General features: G+C 39.6%; 20 protein-coding genes and 1 pseudogene. 17 read left to right on the forward strand and 4 right to left on the reverse strand.

Annotated elements, in window-relative coordinates; translation table 11 throughout:
• Both VF06_RS21305 and VF06_RS21310 read right to left on the reverse strand, forming a co-directional pair.
• Positions 1-341, reverse strand: a pseudogene (locus tag VF06_RS21305) (photosystem II q(b) protein); the annotation flags it as partial.
• Between the two features lie 179 nt (positions 342-520).
• The gene (locus VF06_RS21310) at positions 521-871 is read right to left on the reverse strand and encodes a histidine triad nucleotide-binding protein (RefSeq protein WP_099069523.1); all 351 of its coding nucleotides are present in this window, start codon (positions 869-871) and stop codon (positions 521-523) included.
• A gap of 300 nt (positions 872-1,171) precedes the next feature.
• Between VF06_RS21310 and VF06_RS21315 the strand changes: the two genes are divergently transcribed.
• The 3 genes from VF06_RS21315 (at position 1,172) to VF06_RS21325 (ending at position 4,202) form a co-directional block, all read left to right on the forward strand.
• A complete protein-coding gene (locus tag VF06_RS21315; RefSeq protein WP_099069524.1) occupies positions 1,172-2,722 on the forward strand; it encodes a glycosyltransferase family 39 protein in 1,551 nt (516 codons plus the stop codon).
• A 17-nt stretch (positions 2,723-2,739) separates the two neighbouring features.
• Positions 2,740-3,777, forward strand: coding sequence for a glycerophosphodiester phosphodiesterase (locus VF06_RS21320; protein ID WP_099069525.1), 1,038 nt, complete (start codon positions 2,740-2,742; stop codon positions 3,775-3,777).
• 65 nt (positions 3,778-3,842) lie between these two features.
• Positions 3,843-4,202 carry a Rieske (2Fe-2S) protein gene (locus tag VF06_RS21325; RefSeq protein WP_099069526.1) on the forward strand — a complete coding sequence of 120 codons (360 nt, stop codon included), beginning with the start codon at positions 3,843-3,845 and terminating at the stop codon, positions 4,200-4,202.
• Between the two features lie 258 nt (positions 4,203-4,460).
• Here the strand turns inward: VF06_RS21325 and VF06_RS21330 are convergent, their stop codons facing one another.
• On the reverse strand, positions 4,461-4,859 hold the full coding sequence (locus VF06_RS21330; RefSeq protein ID WP_099069527.1) for a DUF6335 family protein: 399 nt from the start codon (positions 4,857-4,859) through the stop codon (positions 4,461-4,463).
• Between the two features lie 437 nt (positions 4,860-5,296).
• Here VF06_RS21330 and VF06_RS21335 point away from each other — a divergent pair, with 437 nt between their 5' ends.
• The 4 genes from VF06_RS21335 to VF06_RS21350 all read left to right on the forward strand — a co-directional run bounded on the left by VF06_RS21335 (position 5,297) and on the right by VF06_RS21350 (position 8,044).
• Positions 5,297-5,698, forward strand: coding sequence for a DUF2267 domain-containing protein (locus VF06_RS21335; RefSeq protein ID WP_099069528.1), 402 nt, complete (start codon positions 5,297-5,299; stop codon positions 5,696-5,698).
• Positions 5,699-5,810: 112 nt separating this feature from the next.
• A complete protein-coding gene (locus tag VF06_RS21340; RefSeq protein ID WP_099069529.1) occupies positions 5,811-6,908 on the forward strand; it encodes a DJ-1/PfpI/YhbO family deglycase/protease in 1,098 nt (365 codons plus the stop codon).
• A gap of 211 nt (positions 6,909-7,119) precedes the next feature.
• Complete coding sequence (locus VF06_RS21345) at positions 7,120-7,518, forward strand: hypothetical protein (protein ID WP_099069530.1); 399 nt, start codon at positions 7,120-7,122, stop codon at positions 7,516-7,518.
• A gap of 184 nt (positions 7,519-7,702) precedes the next feature.
• The gene (locus VF06_RS21350) at positions 7,703-8,044 is read left to right on the forward strand and encodes a cupin domain-containing protein (RefSeq protein WP_099069531.1); all 342 of its coding nucleotides are present in this window, start codon (positions 7,703-7,705) and stop codon (positions 8,042-8,044) included.
• A gap of 223 nt (positions 8,045-8,267) precedes the next feature.
• Here the strand turns inward: VF06_RS21350 and VF06_RS21355 are convergent, their stop codons facing one another.
• Entirely contained in the window at positions 8,268-10,415 is a 2,148-nt protein-coding gene (locus VF06_RS21355; protein WP_099069532.1) for a GumC family protein, read from the reverse strand.
• Between the two features lie 1,378 nt (positions 10,416-11,793).
• Between VF06_RS21355 and VF06_RS21360 the strand changes: the two genes are divergently transcribed.
• The 10 genes from VF06_RS21360 to VF06_RS21405 all read left to right on the forward strand — a co-directional run bounded on the left by VF06_RS21360 (position 11,794) and on the right by VF06_RS21405 (position 23,144).
• Positions 11,794-13,146, forward strand: a complete 1,353-nt coding sequence (locus VF06_RS21360) for a glycosyltransferase family 4 protein (protein WP_099069533.1) — start codon at positions 11,794-11,796, stop codon at positions 13,144-13,146.
• A gap of 1,076 nt (positions 13,147-14,222) precedes the next feature.
• Positions 14,223-14,651: a hypothetical protein gene (locus VF06_RS21365; RefSeq protein WP_099069534.1), complete on the forward strand. Its 429-nt coding sequence runs from the start codon at positions 14,223-14,225 to the stop codon at positions 14,649-14,651.
• 34 nt (positions 14,652-14,685) lie between these two features.
• Positions 14,686-15,531, forward strand: coding sequence for an ABC transporter permease (locus VF06_RS21370; RefSeq protein ID WP_099069535.1), 846 nt, complete (start codon positions 14,686-14,688; stop codon positions 15,529-15,531).
• A 16-nt stretch (positions 15,532-15,547) separates the two neighbouring features.
• Positions 15,548-16,828, forward strand: coding sequence for an ABC transporter ATP-binding protein (locus VF06_RS21375; protein WP_099069536.1), 1,281 nt, complete (start codon positions 15,548-15,550; stop codon positions 16,826-16,828).
• A gap of 19 nt (positions 16,829-16,847) precedes the next feature.
• A complete protein-coding gene (locus VF06_RS21380; RefSeq protein WP_099069537.1) occupies positions 16,848-17,354 on the forward strand; it encodes an acyltransferase in 507 nt (168 codons plus the stop codon).
• Positions 17,355-17,515: 161 nt separating this feature from the next.
• Positions 17,516-18,544, forward strand: coding sequence for a Gfo/Idh/MocA family protein (locus VF06_RS21385; protein WP_099069538.1), 1,029 nt, complete (start codon positions 17,516-17,518; stop codon positions 18,542-18,544).
• On the forward strand, positions 18,541-19,644 hold the full coding sequence (locus VF06_RS21390; RefSeq protein WP_099069539.1) for a DegT/DnrJ/EryC1/StrS family aminotransferase: 1,104 nt from the start codon (positions 18,541-18,543) through the stop codon (positions 19,642-19,644). The genes VF06_RS21385 and VF06_RS21390 overlap by 4 nt, the downstream gene beginning before the upstream one ends.
• A 133-nt stretch (positions 19,645-19,777) precedes the next feature.
• Entirely contained in the window at positions 19,778-21,178 is a 1,401-nt protein-coding gene (locus tag VF06_RS21395; protein WP_099069540.1) for a flavin reductase, read from the forward strand.
• Positions 21,179-21,414: 236 nt separating this feature from the next.
• On the forward strand, positions 21,415-22,119 hold the full coding sequence (locus VF06_RS21400) for an acyltransferase (RefSeq protein WP_099069541.1): 705 nt from the start codon (positions 21,415-21,417) through the stop codon (positions 22,117-22,119).
• A 5-nt stretch (positions 22,120-22,124) separates the two neighbouring features.
• Positions 22,125-23,144: a GDP-mannose 4,6-dehydratase gene (locus tag VF06_RS21405; RefSeq protein WP_099069542.1), complete on the forward strand. Its 1,020-nt coding sequence runs from the start codon at positions 22,125-22,127 to the stop codon at positions 23,142-23,144.
• The last annotated feature ends 20 nt before the right edge of the window (positions 23,145-23,164 follow it).

Genomic DNA, 23,164 nt, shown 5'->3' on the forward strand with positions numbered 1-23,164 from the left:
AATTGGTAAGGGCCACCGTTGTAAAGCCATTCATCTAATGATGCTGCTTCCCAAATTGGGTAGAAGTGTAAACCAATGGCGTTAGAAGATGGTACTACTGCTCCGGAGATGATGTTGTTTCCGTAGAGTAAGGAACCTGCTACTGGTTCGCGGATGCCGTCGATGTCTACTGGGGGTGCTGCGATGAAGGCGATTACGAAGCAAGCTGTTGCTGCTAGTAAGGTGGGGATCATCAATACGCCGAACCAACCGATGTATAAGCGGTTGTTGGTGCTGGTTATCCAGTTGGCGAAGCGACCCCATACGTTGGCGCTTTGGCGCTGTTGAATGGTTGCTGTCATTGTTTTATGATTGCGGTTAATGGTTTTATGATTTCAGTAAGCAAACTTACTTACCTATGTTTACTACACTAAGCTGAAAATTAAGATTTGTAAAGAACGTTTAAATAAGTATTAATTATAAAACTGATTTGTTTAGAAGATGAATCGCACTTGCAAGTGCAATTCATCTAATAGTTATGTTAACCAGGAGGCCAATCTAACTGCCGTCCTCCCAAGATATGTAAATGTAGGTGGTAAACCGTTTGCCCGCCATCATCACCAGTATTGATGACAACTCGATAACCATTTTTCAGTCCAGCCTGTTCGGCAACGCGTTTGGCAGTTAATAAAAGATGCCCCAACAGTGCATGATCCTGAGATTCAGTATCGGCTAACGTGGCAATGGGTTTTTTGGGAATCACGAGGATGTGAGTAGGCGCTTGGGGATGAATGTCTTTAAATGCCAACGCCAAATTATCCTCGTAAACAATATCAGCGGGAATTTCTCGACTAATGATTTTACTGAAAATTGTTTCTGTATTTTCACTCATGGCAATATACCTAGTTATCTGCTAAAGATTTTAAAGGTTTAGGGCCATCTAAGAAATGCTTACAATAGTCTAAATTAAAGCAATTTTGAACTTCATTTGACGATCGGTAATTTTATTTCACAAAAGAATTAACACAGAATTAACACAAAAAAGTACTCCTTGGTGTGATAAGGTCTTCCATAGTTCAAATAACTCTTTTCCAAATTAGAGATATTTGTTTTAATGTCTTAGGCAAGTCTAGATGGAATTTTGATAATTGTAAAATTAGATTTTGGGTATATTAATGTTTTGGAGATAAACATGAAACAGTACAAATATTATTTAATATTTTTTACGGTTATTACAATTAGTATTTTTAGCCGTTTCTTTTTATTACAGAATCAAAGTCTTTGGTTTGATGAAGGTTGGAGTTTAGCGTTATCTGATGCCACAAGCTTACAAGAAAATTTTTATAAAATCCAAAATCGAGAAGCTGGTGATAAATACCAAACTCTTTACTACTTACTATTGTTTCTTTGGCGTTCACTATTTGGTGAAAGTGAATTTGCCATTAGAGCGCTATCAGCTTTATTTGGAGTAGGTTCAGTAATTATTGTATACTTTACTTGCCTAAATATTTATGGCAAAAAACATGCATTTTGGTCTTCTTTAATTTTAGCTGTGAGTTCTTTCAGCGTATTTTATAGCCAAGATGCTAGACCATACTCATTGTTAATATTCATTGCTGCTTTTCAGATATATTTCTTTAGTAAATCTCTCAACCCTGAGACAAATAACAAGATTATTTTTCAAGTGCTTTTCGGGATTTTTTCTGCCATAGCAACCTTTGGCAGTGTCTTAACATTAATGTTCACATCAGCACTTTATATAGCTCATGCTATCGTTTATAGAAATTTCAAAGAATGGTTGAGGTGGTTGATTCCTTCAGTGATTTTTTCCTCACCAATGCTTTGGTTTTATTTATTTTCCCCTGCTGCATCAGATCCAACAGCTACAGCAGTAACTCGTACTGGATTACCAATAATTCAGAATATTATGTTTGTGATTTACGGTACGTTAGTTGGGACATCCTATGCAGCGCCACTGGAAGAATTACGCGGTGATAATAAAATAGAAATTTTACTTGGTTACTGGCCGCATTTACTAATCTTTTTTATTGTGATTACTGTAATTTTTACAGCTTTAGTCAAAAGTTTATTGAGTCAGTTAAAAACTAGAAAACATCAACGTGCTGATTATTTATTTGCATGGATTTTAGTCATATCATTTTTACTGAATTTAGTATTTGCTCTAGTAACTAAAATTAACTGGCTACCACGTCATTCTTTTTACCTATGTCTTCCACTTTTTATTTTGATACCGTCAGCATTTTTACATAACTACCAAGCAGATACTCAAGGTCAAAGTCAACTTGATGTGCTATCGAAATTTGCCAAAATAGCTACTGTTTTTTTGGTAGTTATGAATATTTATTCTAATTTTAATTACTATTTCAATCCTATATATGGAAAAGATGACTATCGCGGGGCAGTTGAGTATTTAGTAAAAAACCGAGATGCATCTGCAAAATCTGTATTACTTTTGGGACAGATTAGATTATTCAAATATTATGGAGATTCATCGACTTTATATATACCGCAATATATTCTCGAAACAGTTAAAGGAAAAAATTTAGGAGAGAAAATTCAGACTGCTACCAATAATGCTAAGACAGTATTTTTAATAGTGAATCGCGAATTTTATTGGAAATTAAAGGATGAATTTAAAAAGGAAATGAGCGAATTGTATACTTTAGAAGATGAAAAAAATTGGCGATATGTGAAAATTTATCGATTTGTTAGTAAAAAATAAATTTTGCGTTTCCAGAGGTGACTAAAAAATTCACAGGTAAAACCCCGATTATTATTGCACACCGAGGTGCTAGTGGCTATCGTCCAGAACATACTTTAGCTGCTTATGAATTAGCGATCGCACTAGGCGCTGACTATATTGAACCAGATTTAGTTTCGACAAAAGACGGTGTTTTAATTGCTCGTCACGAAAATGAAATTTCTCAAACTACTGATGTTGCTAGACACAGAGAATTTGCAGGCCGTCAAACCAGCAAAATAATAGATGGAGAATTAAAAACAGGTTGGTTTACCGAAGACTTTACCCTTGCAGAACTGAAAACTCTACGGGCTAAAGAACGAATTCCCCAACTTCGTCCACAAAATATTCTTTATGATGGATTGTTTGAAATTCCCACCTTCCAAGAAATCATTGATTTAGCTAAAAATAAAAGTGGGGAAATTAATCGTCACATTGGAATTTATCCGGAAACTAAGCACCCGACATATTTTAAATCCATTGGGTTACCCTTAGAAAAACCCTTATTAGCAACGTTAACAGCAAATGGTTATCAAGGAGCTAATGCCCCTGTTTTCATTCAATCTTTTGAAGTAAGTAATTTACAAAACTTATCTACAAAAACTGATTTACCTTTGGTGCAATTGCTGAATAATACTGGTAAACCCTATGATTTTGTAATTAGTGGCAATAATAGTACCTATACAGATTTAGTCACGACTTCAGGTTTAGAAGAAATTGCTAAATATGCACAGGCCATCGGAATTCATAAAAATCTCTTAGTTTCTAGAGATAGCACTGGTAAATTGCTCTCACCAACATCTTTAAACATTGATGCTCATGCATGTGGTTTACTAGTTCATGCCTGGACTTTCCGTAACGAAGACTACTTTTTGCCATTGGATTTTCTAGGAAATCCCCAAGGAGAATATGAGCTATTTTTCAAATTAGGTATTGATGGCGTATTTAGCGACTATCCAGATACAGCTTATGCTGTGAATGAAAACCTTGGGTTTAAGTTTTGTTCTGACTCTCCACTCCCGCCTCCTCAACCCTAAAAAGCGATCGCACTGGTCACAATTGCGAGAAACTAAAAGCAGATCTGTTAGGAAAGGAGAACCTAATGAGTTGGACTAAAGTACTTGCTGTGGAAGAACTATCGCCAGGTGCGCGACAAGTGGTAAAAGTTGGTAACCGAAAAATCCTACTTTTAAATCACGAAAATCAACTTTATGCTGTAGAAAACACCTGCCCTCACTTAAAATTGCCTTTGAAAAATGCAAAAATCACTGAAGATAAAGCGATCGTTTGCTCTTTCCATCGCAGTAGTTTTGACCTAAATACCGGTGAGGTGAAAAATTGGTGTCCCTGGCCACCTGGCGTAGGTAAAGTACTATCGTTGGTTTCCCAAGAAAAACCACTGCCAATTTTCCCAATTCGTGTGGAAGAAGGTAGTATCTGGATTGATGTGCAAGAAGAATAAGCGAAACAGGCCCTTAGAAACCGCGTCTACACAGGCAAAACCCGCCTGCGCGGGTTAAATTCACTTAGCCTACGTTCGCGTAGCGTTCCGTAGGAAAGGTGGGCTTTGTTTATGTAGCTGCCATTTTATTCACCAAGGCTTAACTTGACACCTATGGGAAGAGGGAGACAAAGGGAAAGAATTGTTGGAATTTCTCCCCTTGTCTCCCTTGTCTCCCTTGTCTCGCAAGTCCCCAGTCAACACTCAACACTCAACAACTTATTCCCGCCGTTGTTGATAATCTTCCGAAGACATGGGATCTAACTCCCAACGACGGTCGTCACGTTCCTCTAAAATGTCGTTGGTACGCAGAAAAGCGAAATCGTCCATTTCCAAACCCACTGCTGCTTCTATATCTTCAGTGACATTTTGATCGGGAGTGGCAACAGTACCGCCAACAGCTTCATCTCCCACTGCATCTGCATCTTCCCAATAAGCGTCAACATCGCCACCTGTGAGTTCGGGGCTGGTTTCTGTGTACTGGCGTCTTTCATCTCGCAGCGATCGCCCACCAATATTGTATCCTGGCAAGTCCTTCACACCAGTACCGTAAGATTCAGTAATTTCTTGCGGTAAATCATCAGTTTTGATTTCGTCATTGTGATTTTTTTCTGCCATATTTAGTAGCTATTTTCTGCATTCTTACAGTAACGTTTTCTGGTGACAAACTTCTCTTACTAAAGATGTATGGCTTTAGTCATAAAATAATCTATCCCCTTGGTACGAAGCTAAACTAGCGATCGCAGCGTAAATTGGAAGTATCAATTCATGGTCAAGCAACTTGTAGTTGAAGTTATTAGTTATGAGTTAGGAGTTATCAAACCGAAATTATTCGATAGTCAACTTCTCGCTCGTAACTATTTTTTATTCGCCAAAAATAGAATTTTATTTACTCATTTTAATGTTGTTAAGTAGCTCAACTTAATTAAACGTGAAATGTCACTAGAAGTGAGCTTAGTAATTACTAAGGCTATATTTTACGTGTTTCTATGTTGACCTACTTGACTTCCTGAATGTTAAATGCATTCAATGATTTTGCACAGCGGAGGTAGAAGGTGGAGTACAACGAGTTTATTACACACGTGCAAACCCTGGCTCAATCAGATTCTCGCGAAGAAGCAGAACGCGCTACCCGTGCCACATTAGAAACTATTAAAGAACGGATAGCTAGTGATGAAGCGGAAAAGTTAGCAGCAAACTTACCTCAACAATTAGGCGATTATTTGCGGGGACAGAAAGCAAATGGCGATGGTTCTTTTAATTTGCAAGAATTTATTGTTCGTGCAAGTCAAAAAGAAAATATAGAACCAACTACCACTGCAATTCATGTCCGTGCTGTATTTGCAGTGTTGCAAAATACAATTAAACCAGAAACATTTGCTGCTTTTCATGCCCATTTGTCTCACGATTATGAAGAATTGTTTGCTACTTCACCAACAGGGGAAGTCCCTGCATAACAGACAATTTCAAGCAATTTTTGATGAGAAAAAAAACCTAATTTTTTAATTGTTCTCCTCAATGAAAACACTAGCTAGTTAAATGCTAGAAATAAACAGGTAATACCATACTATGACTCAAAATAACAATCATTTTGGTAAGAAAAAAGTTGCTATCCTCATTGAACAAGGAGTAGAGGATGTAGAATTTTCGGTTCCTTATAATGGACTAAAACAAGCCGGAATGGATGTAGTAGTCCTTGGTTCCCGGATGAATGAAAAATACAAAGGTAAACGTGGTAAACTCAGCGTCCAACCTGATGGTACAACAACAGAGGCGATCGCAGGCGAATTCGATGCAGTAGTGATTCCCGGCGGTATGGCTCCTGATAGAATGCGACGCAACCCGAATACAGTACGCTTTGTACAAGAAGCTGTACAACAAGGAAAATTAGTCGCTGCGGTTTGCCACGGGCCACAAGTTTTGATTGAAGGCGACTTAATTAAAGGTAAACAAATTACTGGTTTTACTGCTATTAGCAAAGACATCGCTAATGCAGGGGCAAATTATTCAGATGAACCTTTAATAGTCGATGGAAATTTAATTACATCTCGCGAACCTGGAGACTTGGCAATTTTTACCACAGCTATTTTGAGTCGCTTGGGTTATAGTGGCAAAGATGTGGCATTGCCAGAGGAAAAAGATACAACTGCCCAATGGTGGAAACTAGCTGATGCTTGGGGCGGATCGACAAAAGGTGAAATTGGCAGAGGTTTAAATACTGCCCTTGCAGGAGAACGTTATTCCTTAGAAGCATTAGAAAAATATACAGAAAAAGAATCTGATGCTGAAATAAAACTAGTTTTTCAAGATATTATTGCCAACAAACAACGCCATATTCAAAAACTAGAAACATATCTTCAAGCATTAGGTGAAAAAACTTCTCTAGGAGCAAATGTCGCCAATCAGTATGCCAAAGTCAAAAGTGCCCTCACAGGCAGTGACGACATCTATCAATTACGTTCTGCTTTGGGAGATGTGCAAACAGGTATTGGTGATATTGGCAATTTGTGTGCAATGTTCACCGACCCAGTAGCAACTGCTATTTTTAAAGAAATTTACCAAGATTTATTGAAATACGAACAGCGACTAATAGAGTTGTATCGGGTGCGGACAGCCTCTCAAATTCAGCCTCCGAAACCAACTACCGGTGCTGCTGTATCGATGTAAATAATTTTTAGTAGAGAAGCATCTCTGTGCTTTTCTAGTAAAACAGATGTTCTGGAAATTATCGTTTTCGGAATAATCTGCAAATACAGAAATAGAGGTTTTACCTCTTCAAAGCAAGCTAACTCAATGCAAGTTGCTACCAAATATTGAATGGAAAATAAGCATTCAATTTTGTGAATTTACTCCAACATCAATGTAATTGAGGATTATTATGAATAGACTGATTTATGTGGTCAAAAATTTTCGTATCCGTCAGATAATTGTGGTCTTTCTGCTAGGATTTATGTTTTTATTTGGCCAAGCTTTTAGTTACGATAATGCAGCCCGCGCTGATGTGGTAACCCCAGAGGGCACTTATTATAAAGGCATACCAGACAATCGAGGTGAAGTTAGAAACGATACCCAAATCAGAAATGCCCAAAACAATTTAAAAGGTGCTGTTGATAATGTCCGTCAAAAGTTAAACTTGGATGAACAAACTCCTAGAGCTACAAGAGAGTTTTTTGATGGCACAAAAAATAGAGCCGCAGACAAAACTAACCGATTAGAGAGAGATACAGAAGGTTATTATCAATATCCTCCTAACACGCCAGTCAGAAACAGAGATTAGAATTTTAGCAAGTTTGGATTCTAATTTTTGACTCTCATATCAATCTGATTTGATTGTGCCAACAAATTATCTATACCTCAGGTAACGGGCAAAATAGGCAATAGGCAATAAAAAATTGTCTATTGCCTAATTAATAAATTCACAAATCAAATAGAAAAACCATACATTATTGAAAGGAGAAAACATGCCTGATAAAACAGTTACGAAAATAGATTCTGCTTATTCTCCTAAAGGTCAACTTGGTCAAAAATATCTAGCATCTGGTAAAAATATTTCCATGCGTTTGTGGGAAAATGAACAACCCAATGAACCTAAAGAACCAACAGCACGCGAATATGAAACTGTTGGTTATGTAATCAATGGACGTGCAGAATTGCACATTGAAGGGCAAAATATCTTACTAGAGCCGGGGAATTCTTGGGTAGTACCAAAAGGAGCTACCCACACATACAAAATTCTAGAACTATTCACTGCTGTTGAGGCAACAAGCCCTCCTGCTCAAGTTCACGGACGGGATGAAAATTAGAAATTAAAAATTCAGCTTGAAATAAACACAGATGAGAAATCCTCTGTGTTTATTTATATGTATCTATAGTTCTAAATTTGCTGAAATTAAGTCACATTTTTATCAAACTACAGACTGATGAACATTAAAAATTTACTTAGTTTCCTATAGTAATCCCAAATAATTTGTGAAATATTATGTGTTAACTGTTAACGGTTGACAGTCAACAGTCAACAGTCAACAATTAACACCGATTATTGCTCTTGTTACCGTTACTAACCATACCTAAAACATTCATGCGGTAAGTCTTGAGATGCTCTAAAGTTCGCTGGAGCATTGATGAGTCGGTTTTATCAATTCTCACCACTAACAATATGCCATCAGTATGGGGTGCAAGTAAGCTAACATCTGCTAGTTCTAACACAGGGGGAGCGTCATAAATTACCAAGTCAAAGGTATGATGGAAATTCATCATTAATCGCTTCATCTCTTCAGATGAAAGTAGTTTTGTCGGATCTGGCGGTATCGAACCAGCAGTGATTACAGATAGTTCATTCATAGAAGGTAACTGTCGAATCGCCTCGTTCATGGCGACGTTTGTCAAGATTAAATTGCTTAATCCCCGTGAGTTATTCAGATTTGATAAGTTGTGAATGTTGGGTTGGCGTAAATTAGCATCTACAAGTAGTACTCGTTGCCCCATTTCTGTAGCTACTTTAGCTAGATGGAAGGCGATAGTGGATTTCCCATCGCCTTCCATAGCTGAGGTGATAGTTAGAGAAGTAATGGAGCGATCGCCACTAACCAATTGCACATTTGTATACAGCACCCGCAAAGCTTCTAAAAATTTTGCCGAATAACTGCTATCTTCCTGGTCTTTTTTTCTGAATATACTCAAGCCAGAAACACTTTTAAGAATGGGAATTTTCCATGTGGGTGCATAGTTTTGAGTGCTTTCGATTTGTTTTTCAAATGGAATATTTCCTAACAACGGTAGTTTAACTTCTTCCTTTAGTGTCTGAGAGCTATGGTATGTCTTATCTAGCTTTTCCAACAATATGGCGACACCAACTCCTAAAGCTATGCTCCCAACTATTCCTGGTATTAAATAACGTTTCAAACTCGAATCAGAGATTGGAAACTTCGGCTTACTTGGTGCTTCTAGTAACTGCCAACCAAGTTCTGTCTGAGATATCTGAATTTGCAGGTTTTCGCGAGTAGATAAAAAACGATTCAAGCTCTCAGTTGCCACCTCTAAGTTTCGCTGTAGTTCGGTGTATTGTCGTGCCAAAATTGGCCATTGCTTGCGTTGTCGTTCGAGTTTCTGCTCTGCTTTAGCTAGCTCTTGGCTTTGCACTTCTAGAGTTTTGAGTTGAGTTGTTAACTCTGACACTTTTGTACTTAGAAAGCGTCGTGCTTCCTGATTGAGCAAAGGTACTAGCCTCGATCGTTGCTGCTTCAATGTTTGGATGGTTGGGTTACTATCTTGCAAACGAGTTGATTCGGTAGCAATTTTAACGTCTAATTCCTGTAATTGAGCTAGTAACTGTTGATACAACGCAGCATCCTTGAGGGTTGCCACCTGACCATCTTTTTTCTGTAGAACAGATAAATTGGCACGAGCTTGTGCCAATTGCTGATTCACCACTTGTCTTTCCTCAGACAAGCTACTGATGCGATTAACAACTTGTTCTGACTGAATTTGTGGGTCAAAAAAATCGTACTTTTGCCGGAAAGTTTGCAGTTCTTTCTGAAGCTCATCAACTCGATTTTGGATCGATGGTAGTTGTTTTTCAACAAACTGAATTCCTTGGCGTAGCTTGGTTTGCCGCCTTTCACGGCTGTATTCTATATAATCTTCAGCAATTTGGTCGAGTACAGTTTTAACTTGGTTTGCATTGTGACTTCGATAACGAACTTCAATGATCTTGGTTTGAGCTAACCGAGAAATCGTGAAATTTGCCATCAGGGAATTATAGTTGATATCTTGATAGGTAGTTTTGAGGTTCTTGAGAATTTCTCCCATTAATTCAGGGCTTTTGAGAACCTCAATTTGACTGTCATAATCTAAACCAGATTTGGTTACATTGGGGTCTTTGACAATATCCACTACTTTAGAGTCATCATTTACAGGTTCCACTAATAAGCGAAAATTGCCTTCATATATCGGTAACTCGCGGTTTAGTATCAAGTTGATAACCACAACTGTCATCAGAGTAATACTTACCCCTGCAATAACCAGCGCTCGTCTCTGTAAAATACTGAGGAATTGTCCGGAACTCGAATCATTTCCTTGCTCTTGTGACCACGGCAAAGGTTGAGACTGAAGAAATGGTGGTAGAGAGTTCCGATTCTCGTCAGAATTTGACGATTGGGAAGAATGATTCTCCATCTATTTAAAAATACTTATTAATTACGCTACAAAAAATGTCTGTAATAACTTCAGTATTTCCAGGTTAAGTAAATAACCATACAAAGGTTTATTACTAGCCACCAGATTAGCAAAGTTATTTAGTATGATGCATCAAGGGCAGCAAAAATCCAGATTTCGATGGTTTCTAAGTATTAATGTATCCTTTGAGTTAGCTTTTAACTTGTATGATGATAACTCTTACTTAGTGTGAACTGTTATGATTCTAGTCTGTTTACTCTCTGAAATTTTACCAGAGTCACTAAGGATGATAAAGTCTTTGTTTTTAAGTATACATTTTTTTATTCGATATCAATACTGAAAATCATAATCAATCTCTCATGACCTGAGACTTTTATATCGGTCAGATGATAAATCTTTTACATCAATCGTAGCTAGAGTAATTTCAATATCACTACGTGAATTCTCACTTCTCAAAACTTTTATTAACGGATAATTAGGTAAAATTTAATACTTTATTAATTTTTAAGATTGCTTCTGCGTAGAAAACTGATACTTGATTTATTACCAACATCACAAAAGTAGCTAATCCCAACTTAATAGATATAGGATTTTTTTGGTATCAAAATTTGTTTACAAAACAATGACTATTGTATGAAGTTTTCGTTTATCTACATTCGGAAAAAATAAATTTTTCGTGAAGTGGAAGGACGAATTTTAAACATTGTTTTCTCATGGTATTGTTGTAGAAAATTCCATGTAAAATATGATATTGAATTAGAAACAATACCCAAAGCCTAGTTATGTAAAAAATATTGCTCATTCCATCTCAAATATTAAGTAAGTTAAAATGTCCGAACTTCAATGACCATAGACTCCCAATATTTCAGTCAACACCATTTTTCAGCCGACACTAGTGGATAGTGGCTGTGAGAATTTTTTAGACATCAAATAAAGTTGGTTTAAAAGCCTGTAAATGTCTAAAATGATGGTAGCTCTTTAGACTTTCGCTTTTAGTTGTGTTCCCTTGTCCCGAAAAGTCGCGTATACAAATTAAAAGAGTATAAATATCCACTTATATGCTGAAGTGGCATAGTTAGGAACTTTCAAGTAAAAAAATATTCGATTGCTACTGTTGACTATCGATAGTTAACAGCTCACAGTCAACGGTCAATGACCCGAAGCTATTGTTTATTTTTTGGAGTTACCTTATGCTTTTATCTAGCATATATACTATGTGTGCGATTTTTAAAAGACTCTATGTATACCAGTAAATTAATAAACTTGCTTTAGGCAAACATAAAATATTTGTGAAAACAGACAAGTCTTTGTTGTGTAATTAATGGCTTGAGCAGTTCAATAGCGTATTGAATAAAATTTGTATAACAGGAAACAACTGATGAGACTAAATAAATGGATTAATGAAAAGTTTTTGCAATCCATTTCTACACGGATAGATGTTAAAAATGACTATTCTCTAAACACTCAACAATCAATCAAATTGTCTGCTATCACGCAATTTTTTCCACCGGACTATGCACCTACAGGACAGCTAATTGAGGAATTAGTAAAACAATTAGGGCAGCAAGGAGTGGATGTTGAGGTTTTTACGAGTCAGCCAGGATATGCCTTTGACTCCCATACACCTGCTTTACCAGTTGAACGTCTGGGTAGAATCCGAGTCCAGCGATCGCGCACAGCCCAACTTTGGCCTGGGCGAATTCGTGGTAAAGCTATCAATGGTGTTTTATATACCTTACGTGCTGTGCTGTATCTACTGAGGGCTTGGCGGCGGAGTAATGTATTGTTGGTAACTACAGCCCCTCCATTCTTGCCGATAGTGGGATATCTGGCTCACTTGTTGTTTCGACTTCCCTATGTTTGCATTATCTACGATCTGTATCCCGATATTGCCATCGCTCTGGGAGTGATCTCAAAGCATCACTGGCTAGCAAAGTTATGGCGTGCCACGAACAGATTGGTTTGGCAAAACGCCAAGGGAATTGTGGTTCTCAGTCCAGCCATGAAAGAGAAAGTGTTGGCAAACTGCCCGCAAGTAGCTGATAAAATTTCAGTCATCCACAGTTGGGCAAACCCGGAATTAATTGTGCCAATTCCCAAAGAAGACAATTGGTTTGCCCTGAAGCATAACTTAGTAGATAAATTTACCGTACTCTACTCTGGAAATATGGGACGCTGCCATGATATGGCAACTATCCTCCAAGCCGCTCAAGAACTGCAAGATGAACCAATTCAGTTTGTCTGCATTGGTGGTGGAGCTAAACGCGATGAATTGATTCAACAAGTGCATGAATTAGGACTGTTGAATTTTACATTTCTGCCATATCAAGACAAGCAGGTACTTCCTTATTCATTAACTGCTTGCGATCTCTCATTGGTGAGTGTGGATGCATCGAGCGAGAGTTTAGTGGTTCCGAGCAAGCTTTACTCAGCTTTAGCATCAGGAAGACCGATAGCGGTGATTTGTTCGCAGTATTCATACTTGAGAGAATTTATTGCCGAAGCTGAGTGCGGTGGCACATTTGAGAATGGAGACAGTCATGCTTTAGCTCAATTCATTCGCTTACTCAGTCGCGATCGCCAGTTGGGAGAGCGTATGGGCAAAGCAGGTCGTCAGTATCTGCGATCCCATTTCACACCTAAAATTATTTCTCAACAATACCTTGATGTCCTGCGGCAAGCAATTTCATCAGATGATGCCATCGCTATGTCTCAAAGCCCTACAAAATAGTTCTTTGAAAAATTATCAACACAGATTGGTGTAGGCTCTAAAGACTTTTAGCCTTATACCAATCCGGAAACACATAGCATACAAAGTATTCTCCTTGGCTCCTGCCTCTGCTGAGAGTGAAATCCTATTAACAGGGTGATACCAATTTGGGATTTGAGATACTTTGACAGGCTCAGTACAAGTTTGGAATTTTGGATTACAAAGCTGCGGTCAAAATTTCAAATAATACATCATAACCAAATTTAGTATCAGTCTAAGTTTGCCCTTGGATAATAAATACTTGCTGCCATCTTTTGAGTTCGGCAATACTTTATTGAGATTCAAACCTTGGCACCATCAAATGTTATTCGAGACGGTTAACACTCAACAGTCAACACATTAACTAGAATAATTTATTTTTTGGAGTTCCCTAATTTGTAAACTCAAGTCAAGTCTTTATCTTCTAAAGTTTTCATGAATTTGAGCCAATCAATCGTTTATTCTTTGAGGTGATACCCAGCTATTAATTGTGCTTCATAAAGATGTTTTGGAAGAATAAGTTCTCAAACTCTGACACATTCCAGCAAAATTTAGTTTTCGGAGGGTTGGATTAATTAATGCGTCAATTAGCAGAGAATAAGCAAGGGATCGAGCTAACTAGCAAATGCGATGGCAGAGCTATAAAACATAGTTAGCAGTTAGGCTTATATATAATAGAACATTTATTAGTCTTACTTATTTTCATGCTGATACTGCTAAAAATCATGCCAAAAAATGTTTTATGTTCCAATTGTAATGAAGTTGATTAAGATAATATAAAGGCACGATACTATGTTATGCTTTAAGACAGATTGACAAGCCATTAATAACCAATTGGATAAAAAATTTAGGTGATATGCTATTTCACAAGTTTAACTTGTCATCAGATAGCAAAAAATAAACTCCTGATTTCACAATCTTGGTCAATTAGCATACTTCAATTAAATAGTATTTAGTTTTTAACTATAGGAGATGAGCTTCGATGGTCTTTTTGATCTCAGTTCCTCCAACGAAACCTTCCAGAATTTTTTGTCTATTTATTTAAGTGGGAGGTCGAATTGCAGAGAAGGTGTGACCGAAATCGGAAACGTTCAAAACGACGAGCAATCTATTGTCCAATTCATAACAGCTACCTGGAAAGTAGGAGTCAAAAATATCAATTGTTTGCTGACCGAGCAGGACAGTTGCAGCAGCGGGGTATGAGTCGCCGCAGCGCATTGTTGCTAGTAACAAATAAAACCACAGTCTCTCTGGAAGGAGAGTGGTTAGAAGCCTTTTGGTGCGAAGAATGCCAACAAACAAAATGGTATCACGTCTGCAAGTTAGAGGAACGCACCTATAAAGTTTCAGTAGCGCCACCAGAACTTTGGCAGCAAGTAACAGGAGCGATCGATCCTCAAGGCAACCCCTCCGTGGGAGAATTTACTCGCAGACAGGCAAAGGTACTCAATTATCACAGTATCAAAGATTTTCAGTTTGTCCATTAATGCTTAAAAGCAATGGTTTTTAATCAAAATTATTATGAGTAGTCAGAAAATTACGTCAAAGCCAGAGTTGATCATTGAAGCTGGACAAACAGAGCAGCAGTATTGGAAAGACCTATGGCGCTACCGAGAGCTATTTTATTTTCTATCCTGGCGTGATATTTTAGTACGCTACAAGCAAACAATAATTGGTATGCTCTGGGCGCTGATTCGACCATTTTTAACAATGGTGGTGTTCAGCGTCATCTTTGGAAACTTGGCGAAATTACCTTCAGAAGGCACAGCACCCTATCCAATACTGGTATTTGCTGCCTTGTTACCTTGGCAATTTTTCGCCAGTGCTTTAACTGAGTGTAGTAATAGCTTAATTATTAATGCCAACTTGATTTCTAAAGTTTACTTTCCTCGGTTGATTGTACCTGCGAGTTCCGTCATTGTTAGCTTTGTGGACTTTCTCGTTTCTGGGATGATCCTTGTAGGGCTAATGGCTTGGTATAATTTTATTCCCAGTTGGCAGATATTATCCTTACCGTTATTTATTGCTATTGCCTTTGCTGCTTCACTAGGAGTGGGGCTGTGGTTAGCAGCTTTAAATGTGGAATATCGAGACTTCCGTTATATTGTGCCCTTTATTGTGCAGTTTGGTCTATATATCTCGCCCGTGGGTTTTAGTAGTAGCCTTGTGCCAGAACAATGGCGTTTGCTTTACTATCTAAACCCAATGGTGGGAGTGATTGATGGCTTTCGCTGGGCTATTTTAGGAGGAGAGTCCAAACTTTATTGGACTGGATTTTCCTTATCTTTGGGACTAGTTGCTCTGTTGCTGGTAAGTAGCATTTGGTACTTCCGCAAAGTGGAACGGACATTTGCTGATGTAATTTAGCAAGGATTCTGTGCAGATGTCTGAGAACATGATTAGTGTAGAAAATTTAAGCAAAAAATATATCATCGCTCACCAGCAAGAGGGAAGAAGTCGTTACAAAGCGCTACGGGATGTGATTACTGATGGTGCTAAATCTTTTGCCAAAACATTTATCAAACCCAGTGGCAAAAAAATCCCCAACCCCGCACGGGAAGAATTTTGGGCTTTGAAAGATATTTCCTTTGAAATTCAACAAGGGGAAGCCATTGGTGTCATTGGACGCAATGGTGCAGGGAAATCTACTTTGTTAAAAGTTCTTAGCCGGATTACCGAACCGACGCGGGGACGTATCGCCATTAAAGGGCGGGTAGCGAGTTTATTAGAAGTAGGAACGGGATTTCACCCAGAACTGACGGGACGCGAGAACATTTATCTCAACGGTTCCGTTTTGGGGATGAGTAAAGCCGAAATTAAAAAGAAATTTGATGAAATAGTAGCTTTTGCTGAGGTTGAGAAGTTTTTAGATACCCCAGTTAAGCGCTATTCTTCAGGAATGTACGTGCGTCTTGCTTTTTCCGTGGCCGCCCATTTAGAGCCAGAAATTTTAATTGTCGATGAAGTTTTGGCTGTAGGTGATTCGGCGTTTCAGAAAAAGTGCTTGGGGAAAATGGGTGATGTCGCCACCAGAGAAGGACGAACAGTTTTATTTGTCAGTCATAGTATGCAAGCGATCGCCCAACTCACTAAACGTTGCATACTACTTTCTAAGGGTAGCGTTCAATTTGATGGTGATACTGGCAAAGCAGTGCAGTTATATATGGCTGGGCAGAAAGATAATTCTGTCTTGCAAGCAGATTACCAAGCTCCTGTCAATAAAACTGGTAATTATGTAGCTTGGGCAAAGGCACACACCTCTGAAGCCCAAGGAATTCACTCTTGGGGAGAACCCATTACCTTTGAGTTTGCCCTACACGTGACGGAACCTCATGAAAGTCTGCGTTTCTCCTTTCAGATAGTTAATTTTTTACAACAACCGATTTGTATCTTCTGGTTTTTCAACTCCGATGCTCCCTTTTGCCGAGAGCCAGGGACATTTATTTTGCGATGTCAGATTCCCAAATTTAGACTGTACATGGGTTCGTACACATTAACCACATGGTTCTCTAACCGTCGTAGCGACACTCTACTAGAAAACTTGAGAGAAATTTGCCCGTTTGAAGTGACTATGTACAATATCGAGCGTGCAGATTATCAATGGCAAGCTGATGAGTGTACTTATTTAGAAGATGCTATTTGGCAAAATGTGGAAAAGCATTAATTTCAAGGCAGATTAAATAATGGCTGTAAATCATGATGTGAAGTTAGGCACAAACGTCAAGATTTTTCATCCCCATCTTGTCAACCTCTACGGTTGCATTGTGGGCGATGATACGAAAATCGGGACATTTGTGGAAATTCAGAAAGATGTCACCATTGGAAGTCGGTGTAAAATTTCATCCCACAGTTTTTTGTGTGAAGGCGTTGTCTTGGAAGATGAAGTTTTTATCGGTCATGGAGTCATGTTTACTAATGACCTTTATCCTCGTGCAACCAATGAAGATGGTAGTTTAAAAACAGACGATGATTGGTATACAATCAAAACTTTAGTGAAGCGCTGTGCATCTATTGGTAGCAACGCCACCGTGCTACCAGGAGTAACGATTGGTGAAAAAGCCATTGTCGGTGCTGGAGCAGTAGTAACTGAAGACGTTCCTGATTATGCAATTGTAGTTGGAGTCCCGGCGCGTGTCATCGGAGATGTGCGCCATCGCCAAAATTTGCAAATGTCGGCTAGCAGTTTGTAAGCACCTCTAATTTTTGTACATTAGTTAGCAGGTTTGTGAATTTTCACACCTAACAAAAATAAAACTTTTTCAGAGCCAATTATGAATTATTGCCACTCAAAATCGGCAATAATTCAATGCATAAAAAAATCAACTTTCATTAATTAAAAAGAACAGCAAACATGATTAATATCGGTGTCATTGGCTATGGTTATTGGGGGCCAAATTTAGTCAGAAATTTTGTCGAAATGCCAGGAGTTCAGGTAAGAACAGTCAGCGATTTTAAAGCAGAACTACTGGCAAAAGTCCAAGCTCGATATCCTACAATTCAAGTTACTCAAGATTGTCGAGATATATTTACAGATCCTAAAATTGACGCTGTAGCCATTGCCACACCAGTTTCCACTCACTTTGAATTAGCTTTAGCTGCATTGCAGGCTGGCAAACACGTGCTAGTGGAAAAGCCAATGACAACTACCTCCGAACAAGCAAAGCGGCTGATTGAAGAGGCAGAAAAACGCAACCTTGTATTAATGGTGGATCACACCTTTGTTTACACTGGTGCTGTCCGCAAAATGCACGATTTGATCGCCACTAACTCTTTGGGTGATATTTACTACTATGATTCTGTACGCGTTAACCTGGGACTTTTTCAGCATGATGTGAACGTCGTCTGGGATTTGGCAGTCCACGATTTATCGATTATGAACTATGTATTGCCATCTCAGCCTTATGCAGTCTCGGCTACAGGCATCAGCCACGTTCCTGGAGAACCAGAAAATCTTGCCTACTTGACCTTATTCTTTGAAAAGAATCTCATCGCTCATATTAATGTCAATTGGCTCGCACCAGTGAAAATCCGCCGTACATTGATTGGTGGTAGTCAACGGATGATTGTTTACGATGACTTAGAACCAAGTGAAAAACTCAAAATTTACGACAAGGGTATTACAGTCAACGGTAATACTGAAAGCGTCTACCAAATGATGATTGGTTATCGCACAGGAGATATGTGGTCGCCTAAGTTGGATGTGACAGAGGCATTGAAAACAGAAGGATTACACTTCATTGATTGTATTCAAAAAGGCGATCGCCCACTCACCGATGGCGAAGCAGGACTGCGGATAGTGAGAATTCTCGAAGCTGCAACCCAGTCTCTCAAAAAGCAAGGCCAATTAATTGAATTGAATCTGGCAGAGGTAGCAGCATGATTCCATTTGTAGATTTAAAAACTCAATATTTCAGTATTAAAGACGAAATTGATAGTGCCGTTTTAAAAGTCCTGGCAAGCACCCAATTCGTTTTGGGCAATGAAGTCAAAGCATTAGAAAAAGAATTTGCCGATTACTGCAATGCAGATTATGGCGTTGCTGTCAATACAGGTACTAGTGCCCTGCATTTAGCATTACTAGCAGCAGGCATCGGTGCTGGTGACGAAGTAATTACCGTACCTTTCACATTTGTGGCGACCACAGCAGCAATTTGTTACACCGGAGCCACACCAGTTTTCGTAGATATCGATCCTGTTTCCTACACAATCGATGTCAATCAAATTGAAAAAGCGATAACCGAGCGCACAAAAGCCATTCTGCCCGTACATTTATACGGTCAACCAGCAGATATGGAGCCAATTTTGGACATTGCCCGCCGTCATGGTTTGGTGGTCATAGAAGATGCAGCCCAAGCCCACGGCGCTGAATACAAAGGACAACGTGTAGGTAGCATTGGTGATATTGGTTGTTTCAGTTTTTACCCTGGCAAAAATTTAGGGGCTTACGGTGAAGGAGGCATGGCAGTCACCAACAATCCCGAATATGCCCGTACTATGGGAATGTTGCGCGACTGGGGTCAAGAAAGCAGGTATCACCACGTCCTCAAAGGTTACAACTATCGCATGGATGGCATCCAGGGAGGGATTTTACGGGTGAAGTTACGCTACATCGAAGCCTGGACAGAAGCCAGAAGAAGCCACGCAGCATACTACGACGAACTTTTAAAAGACTCTGGTGTAAGTACGCCCACTGTGATGCCTTACAGTCGTCACGTTTACCATGTCTATGCAGTGCGATCGCCACAAAGAGACGCCCTGCAACAAAGCCTCCAAGAAATGGAAATTCAAACAGGCATTCATTACCCAATTCCAGTTCATCTCCAGCAAGCGTATGCTGAATTGGGTTATCAAGCTGGAGATTTTCCCCATTCAGAAGCCGCAGCCAAAGAAGTGTTATCTCTGCCCATGTATGCAGAACTCTCTCAAGCACAGATCGAGACTGTGAGCCAAAGCGTCAAACAGGCTATGCAAGTTCTATAGGTTTTGCTCAAAAAGCGTCGGCAAAACCCATTCCTTCTAAGAATGAGATGAAAGACACCCCGATGCCGTTGACGGTTAACAGTCAACAGTCAATTTTTGAGCAATGAATTTTTAGAAGTGATAGAGGCGTTTTATGCATGATGTTTTAGAAAAGTACCGCTATTTTTGGCCGCATACCAGCTTAGAAACTGCTGCTAATTGGCGAGTGGTAAAAGACAAATCTATTTATGTCCGCGATTTGCCAGAAACTCCAGAACAACTATCAAATGATAGTCGATGGCCGGCTTTTTTCCCTTCCCCAATTTGTTTAGTGACAACTGCTGATGGTTCGCAAATTGGTTTAGAAAAAGTTGTCGGAGCCTCAATAGTCAATAGGTTTCCTTATATTTTAGCTCTCAGCTTTTGTATTCAAGAGCTATCAGAACGACATCATGTCCGGGGCACCTTTACTGACATGCTAGAAAGCAGTGGTAGCGTTGCCGTACAATTTCTTCCTCCAGGGGAAGAACTTGACAAAGCGATGAATGCCATTACTACCGTACCCGAAGAAAAGACTCACTCACGCATCGCTTATTCGGGATTATCAACACGCAAAGCCTTAACAAATGACACATTTGTTTTTGACTCTGCATACATGATTTACGAGGCAAAACTTGTTAAGCCTGGTAAAGATTTTGCCGGTCAACCAATTTATTCTCAACCTTGGGTTGACGTTGGTAGCCATAGAGTTTATTTTCTGGAAATTAATGCCATTCAGCTGCGAGAAGACATAGCACAAGGGTGTAGCCAAATCCTCTGGCGCAGCTTACCAGCTTGGGAACCACAAAACGAACTTCAAAAGGGTGTATCTGTAACTGAAGAAGTGATGGTAGACCCCAGTTACAAAAAAGGATATACACCCCACTATGCCTTTCCATCGCCAGGGACAATTGCCTTTGAAGCCGATGCTGTGGAAAATGGCATGGCAATTAAGTATCTTTCTCCTTTACCAGAAGATCAAGTACAAGTCGATAACGATAAAGCTCGTTGGCCTTGTTTCTTTCCATCATCAGCTGGCATGATTACCTGCTGGGCGGAAGATGGAACTCCCAACCTCATGCCTTGTGGCTCAACGACAATTGTCAGCCGACATCCATTAGTAATTACCCCTTGCATTTCTTACGCCAAAATTAATGAGCGTTATGCCCCGCGTGTAAGTTTGGACTTGATCCGCAAAACTGGCAAATTCGGCTGCGGTGTGCCGTTTATTAACGATGTTGTCATTGACGCCATCAAATATGCAGGCAACATTTCTCTTGCTAAAGATCCGCAAAAAGTCGCACGGGCGGGATTGCAGGTAGAAGCACATGACTGGGCACCTGTTTTACCCGCTTTGCCCATACACTTTGACTGTCAAATTATAGGTGAAGTCACTTTAGGAACACATATTATGTTCCTGGGAGAAGTCCGCCAGATCAGAGTTCGTGCAGATGTAACACCAGAAAATCCAATAGAATGGTTTCCTTGGGCGAATGTATTACCATCAAACACTTAACCCCAATACTGCTCGGTTAACGATTTTTAACTCGGCATTGGGTCTGGGGAAAAGGTTAAAGGGTAAAGGTTAAAGGTTTTTTCTTTCCCCTTTCCCCTTCCCCTTTTCCCTTTAACCGACAAGTATTGCACTTAACCCCAGCTAAAAACTTCTCTATTTTTTTCATTCTACTAGAGACAAAAATTTCCAGGGTGGATTTATAGACGCTCAAAGCGTTGCAGTTTTGGAGGTGATGAATGTCTAATGTGCTGAATGGGAGAACACAGCTGATTAAGGCTGTCCACGGTTCCCAGGAACTTAAACTAGATCCTGACTTTGAAATCGGATTAGCAGAGCATTTACGTAGCAAATACGATCGCGGCGGCTTACTTGATTTGTACAGCCGCTTTGCAGTCGGTGATGGTGATTATGATATGTTAATGCGGCGAGTCATCTGGCGTGCAATGGCTCGGCAGTTTGGACATGGCGTGCAAATTAGTACTGGTGTTAGTTTTAAGCACTTAGAAACCTTTGAAATTGGTAACTCAGTATTCATCGGCGGACAAACCTGTATCCAGGGATGGTTTAAAGGTAGATGTATCATTGGCAACAATGTTTGGATTGGCCCCCAGAGCTATTTTGACGCCAGAGACTTGATCATTGAAGACTTTGTAGGCTGGGGCCCAGGAGCAAAAGTTTTATGCTCATCCCACACTGGATTACCGATAGAAACTCCGATCATCCAAACAGATTTTGAAGTCAATCCGGTAAGAATTGAATCAGGAGCTGACATTGGTATGAACGCAATCATTTTACCAGGAGTCACCGTTGGTAAAGGCAGCATCGTTGGCGCTGGGGCAGTTGTCACCAAAGATGTACCACCTTATGCCATCGTCGCTGGTGTCCCTGCTAAGTTTTTGCGCTGGCGGCAAGGATATGAACCATCGGAGAATACAAAATAATAAATATGCAAAATCAGCGAATTTTAATTACAGGTGGTGCCGGTTTTATCGGCTCTGAACTAGTACATCAAATCATAACTAAAACAACAAATCAGGTTGTGGTTGTTGATAATTTGGTGAATGGAAAACGGCAAAACCTAGAAAATTTACCTAGCGATCGCTTGGAATTAGTTGTAGCAGACATTCGAGATAGCGATCGCATGACAAAATTAATGTCAGGCGTAGATATCGTATTTCATCTAGCCTGCTTGGGTGTCCGGCATTCCATCCACTCACCCCATGAAAATCATGAAGTCAATGCGACAGCGACTCTCCAACTATTAAGCGCCGCTAAAGCAACAGGAGTCAGTCGGTTTGTATATGTTTCCAGTTCCGAAGTTTATGGTACTGCCCGTTGGGTACCAATGACAGAAGAACACCCAACTTTTCCCATGACTGTTTATGGTGGTTCTAAGTTAGCTGGAGAATGTTATACCAGGGCATTCTACGAAACTTATGGCTACCCCACTGTTGTAGTGCGTCCTTTCAACGCCTACGGGCCGCGTTGTCACCATGAAGGAGATAGCGGAGAAGTCATACCCAAGTTTTTACTGCGTAGCATGGCTGGCAAACCAATGGTAATTTTTGGCGATGGTAGCCAGACTAGAGACTTCACTTATGTTGGCGATACAGCTAGGGGAATTATGTTGGCAGGATTTACAGACTCTGCCATCGGACAAACAATTAATTTGGGTAGTGGCTTTGAAATTGCCATTAACGATTTGGCAAAAGAAATAGCATCAATCATGGAACCAGCAAACACAAGCGTGATTCATGATGAATCTCGTCCTGGTGATGTGTTGCGTTTATATGCTGAAACTACAAAGGCGTACAAACTTTTGGGATTCAAGCCAGAAATATCGCTGTCTGAAGGTTTAATCAAACTCAGAGATTGGTATGTGAGTTTTGGCAAATCTCCAGAAGTCCTACTAGAAAACGAAATTGTCCGTAACTGGGATGTAGAGAGGAGCAAACAGCGTGTCTGAAGTCAAATCTTTTATCCCCA

The sequence above is a fragment of the Nostoc linckia z4 genome (genome assembly GCF_002608075.1).
Taxonomy (GTDB): Bacteria; Cyanobacteriota; Cyanobacteriia; order Cyanobacteriales; family Nostocaceae; genus Nostoc; species Nostoc linckia.

Excerpts from the sequence above, each read along its gene's own strand:
- VF06_RS21390 (WP_099069539.1), top strand. The coding sequence starts at position 18,541 with ATGATTCCATTTGTAGATTTAAAAACTCAATATTTCAGTATTAAAGAC.
- VF06_RS21330 (WP_099069527.1), bottom strand. The coding sequence starts at position 4,859 with ATGGCAGAAAAAAATCACAATGACGAAATCAAAACTGATGATTTACCG.
- VF06_RS21340 (WP_099069529.1), top strand. The coding sequence starts at position 5,811 with ATGACTCAAAATAACAATCATTTTGGTAAGAAAAAAGTTGCTATCCTC.
- VF06_RS21315 (WP_099069524.1), top strand. The coding sequence starts at position 1,172 with ATGAAACAGTACAAATATTATTTAATATTTTTTACGGTTATTACAATT.
- VF06_RS21360 (WP_099069533.1), top strand. The coding sequence starts at position 11,794 with ATGAGACTAAATAAATGGATTAATGAAAAGTTTTTGCAATCCATTTCT.
- VF06_RS21375 (WP_099069536.1), top strand. The coding sequence starts at position 15,548 with ATGTCTGAGAACATGATTAGTGTAGAAAATTTAAGCAAAAAATATATC.
- VF06_RS21380 (WP_099069537.1), top strand. The coding sequence starts at position 16,848 with ATGGCTGTAAATCATGATGTGAAGTTAGGCACAAACGTCAAGATTTTT.
- VF06_RS21345 (WP_099069530.1), top strand. The coding sequence starts at position 7,120 with ATGAATAGACTGATTTATGTGGTCAAAAATTTTCGTATCCGTCAGATA.
- VF06_RS21325 (WP_099069526.1), top strand. The coding sequence starts at position 3,843 with ATGAGTTGGACTAAAGTACTTGCTGTGGAAGAACTATCGCCAGGTGCG.
- VF06_RS21370 (WP_099069535.1), top strand. The coding sequence starts at position 14,686 with ATGAGTAGTCAGAAAATTACGTCAAAGCCAGAGTTGATCATTGAAGCT.
- VF06_RS21385 (WP_099069538.1), top strand. The coding sequence starts at position 17,516 with ATGATTAATATCGGTGTCATTGGCTATGGTTATTGGGGGCCAAATTTA.
- VF06_RS21355 (WP_099069532.1), bottom strand. The coding sequence starts at position 10,415 with ATGGAGAATCATTCTTCCCAATCGTCAAATTCTGACGAGAATCGGAAC.
- VF06_RS21400 (WP_099069541.1), top strand. The coding sequence starts at position 21,415 with ATGTCTAATGTGCTGAATGGGAGAACACAGCTGATTAAGGCTGTCCAC.
- VF06_RS21405 (WP_099069542.1), top strand. The coding sequence starts at position 22,125 with ATGCAAAATCAGCGAATTTTAATTACAGGTGGTGCCGGTTTTATCGGC.
- VF06_RS21310 (WP_099069523.1), bottom strand. The coding sequence starts at position 871 with ATGAGTGAAAATACAGAAACAATTTTCAGTAAAATCATTAGTCGAGAA.
- VF06_RS21350 (WP_099069531.1), top strand. The coding sequence starts at position 7,703 with ATGCCTGATAAAACAGTTACGAAAATAGATTCTGCTTATTCTCCTAAA.
- VF06_RS21395 (WP_099069540.1), top strand. The coding sequence starts at position 19,778 with ATGCATGATGTTTTAGAAAAGTACCGCTATTTTTGGCCGCATACCAGC.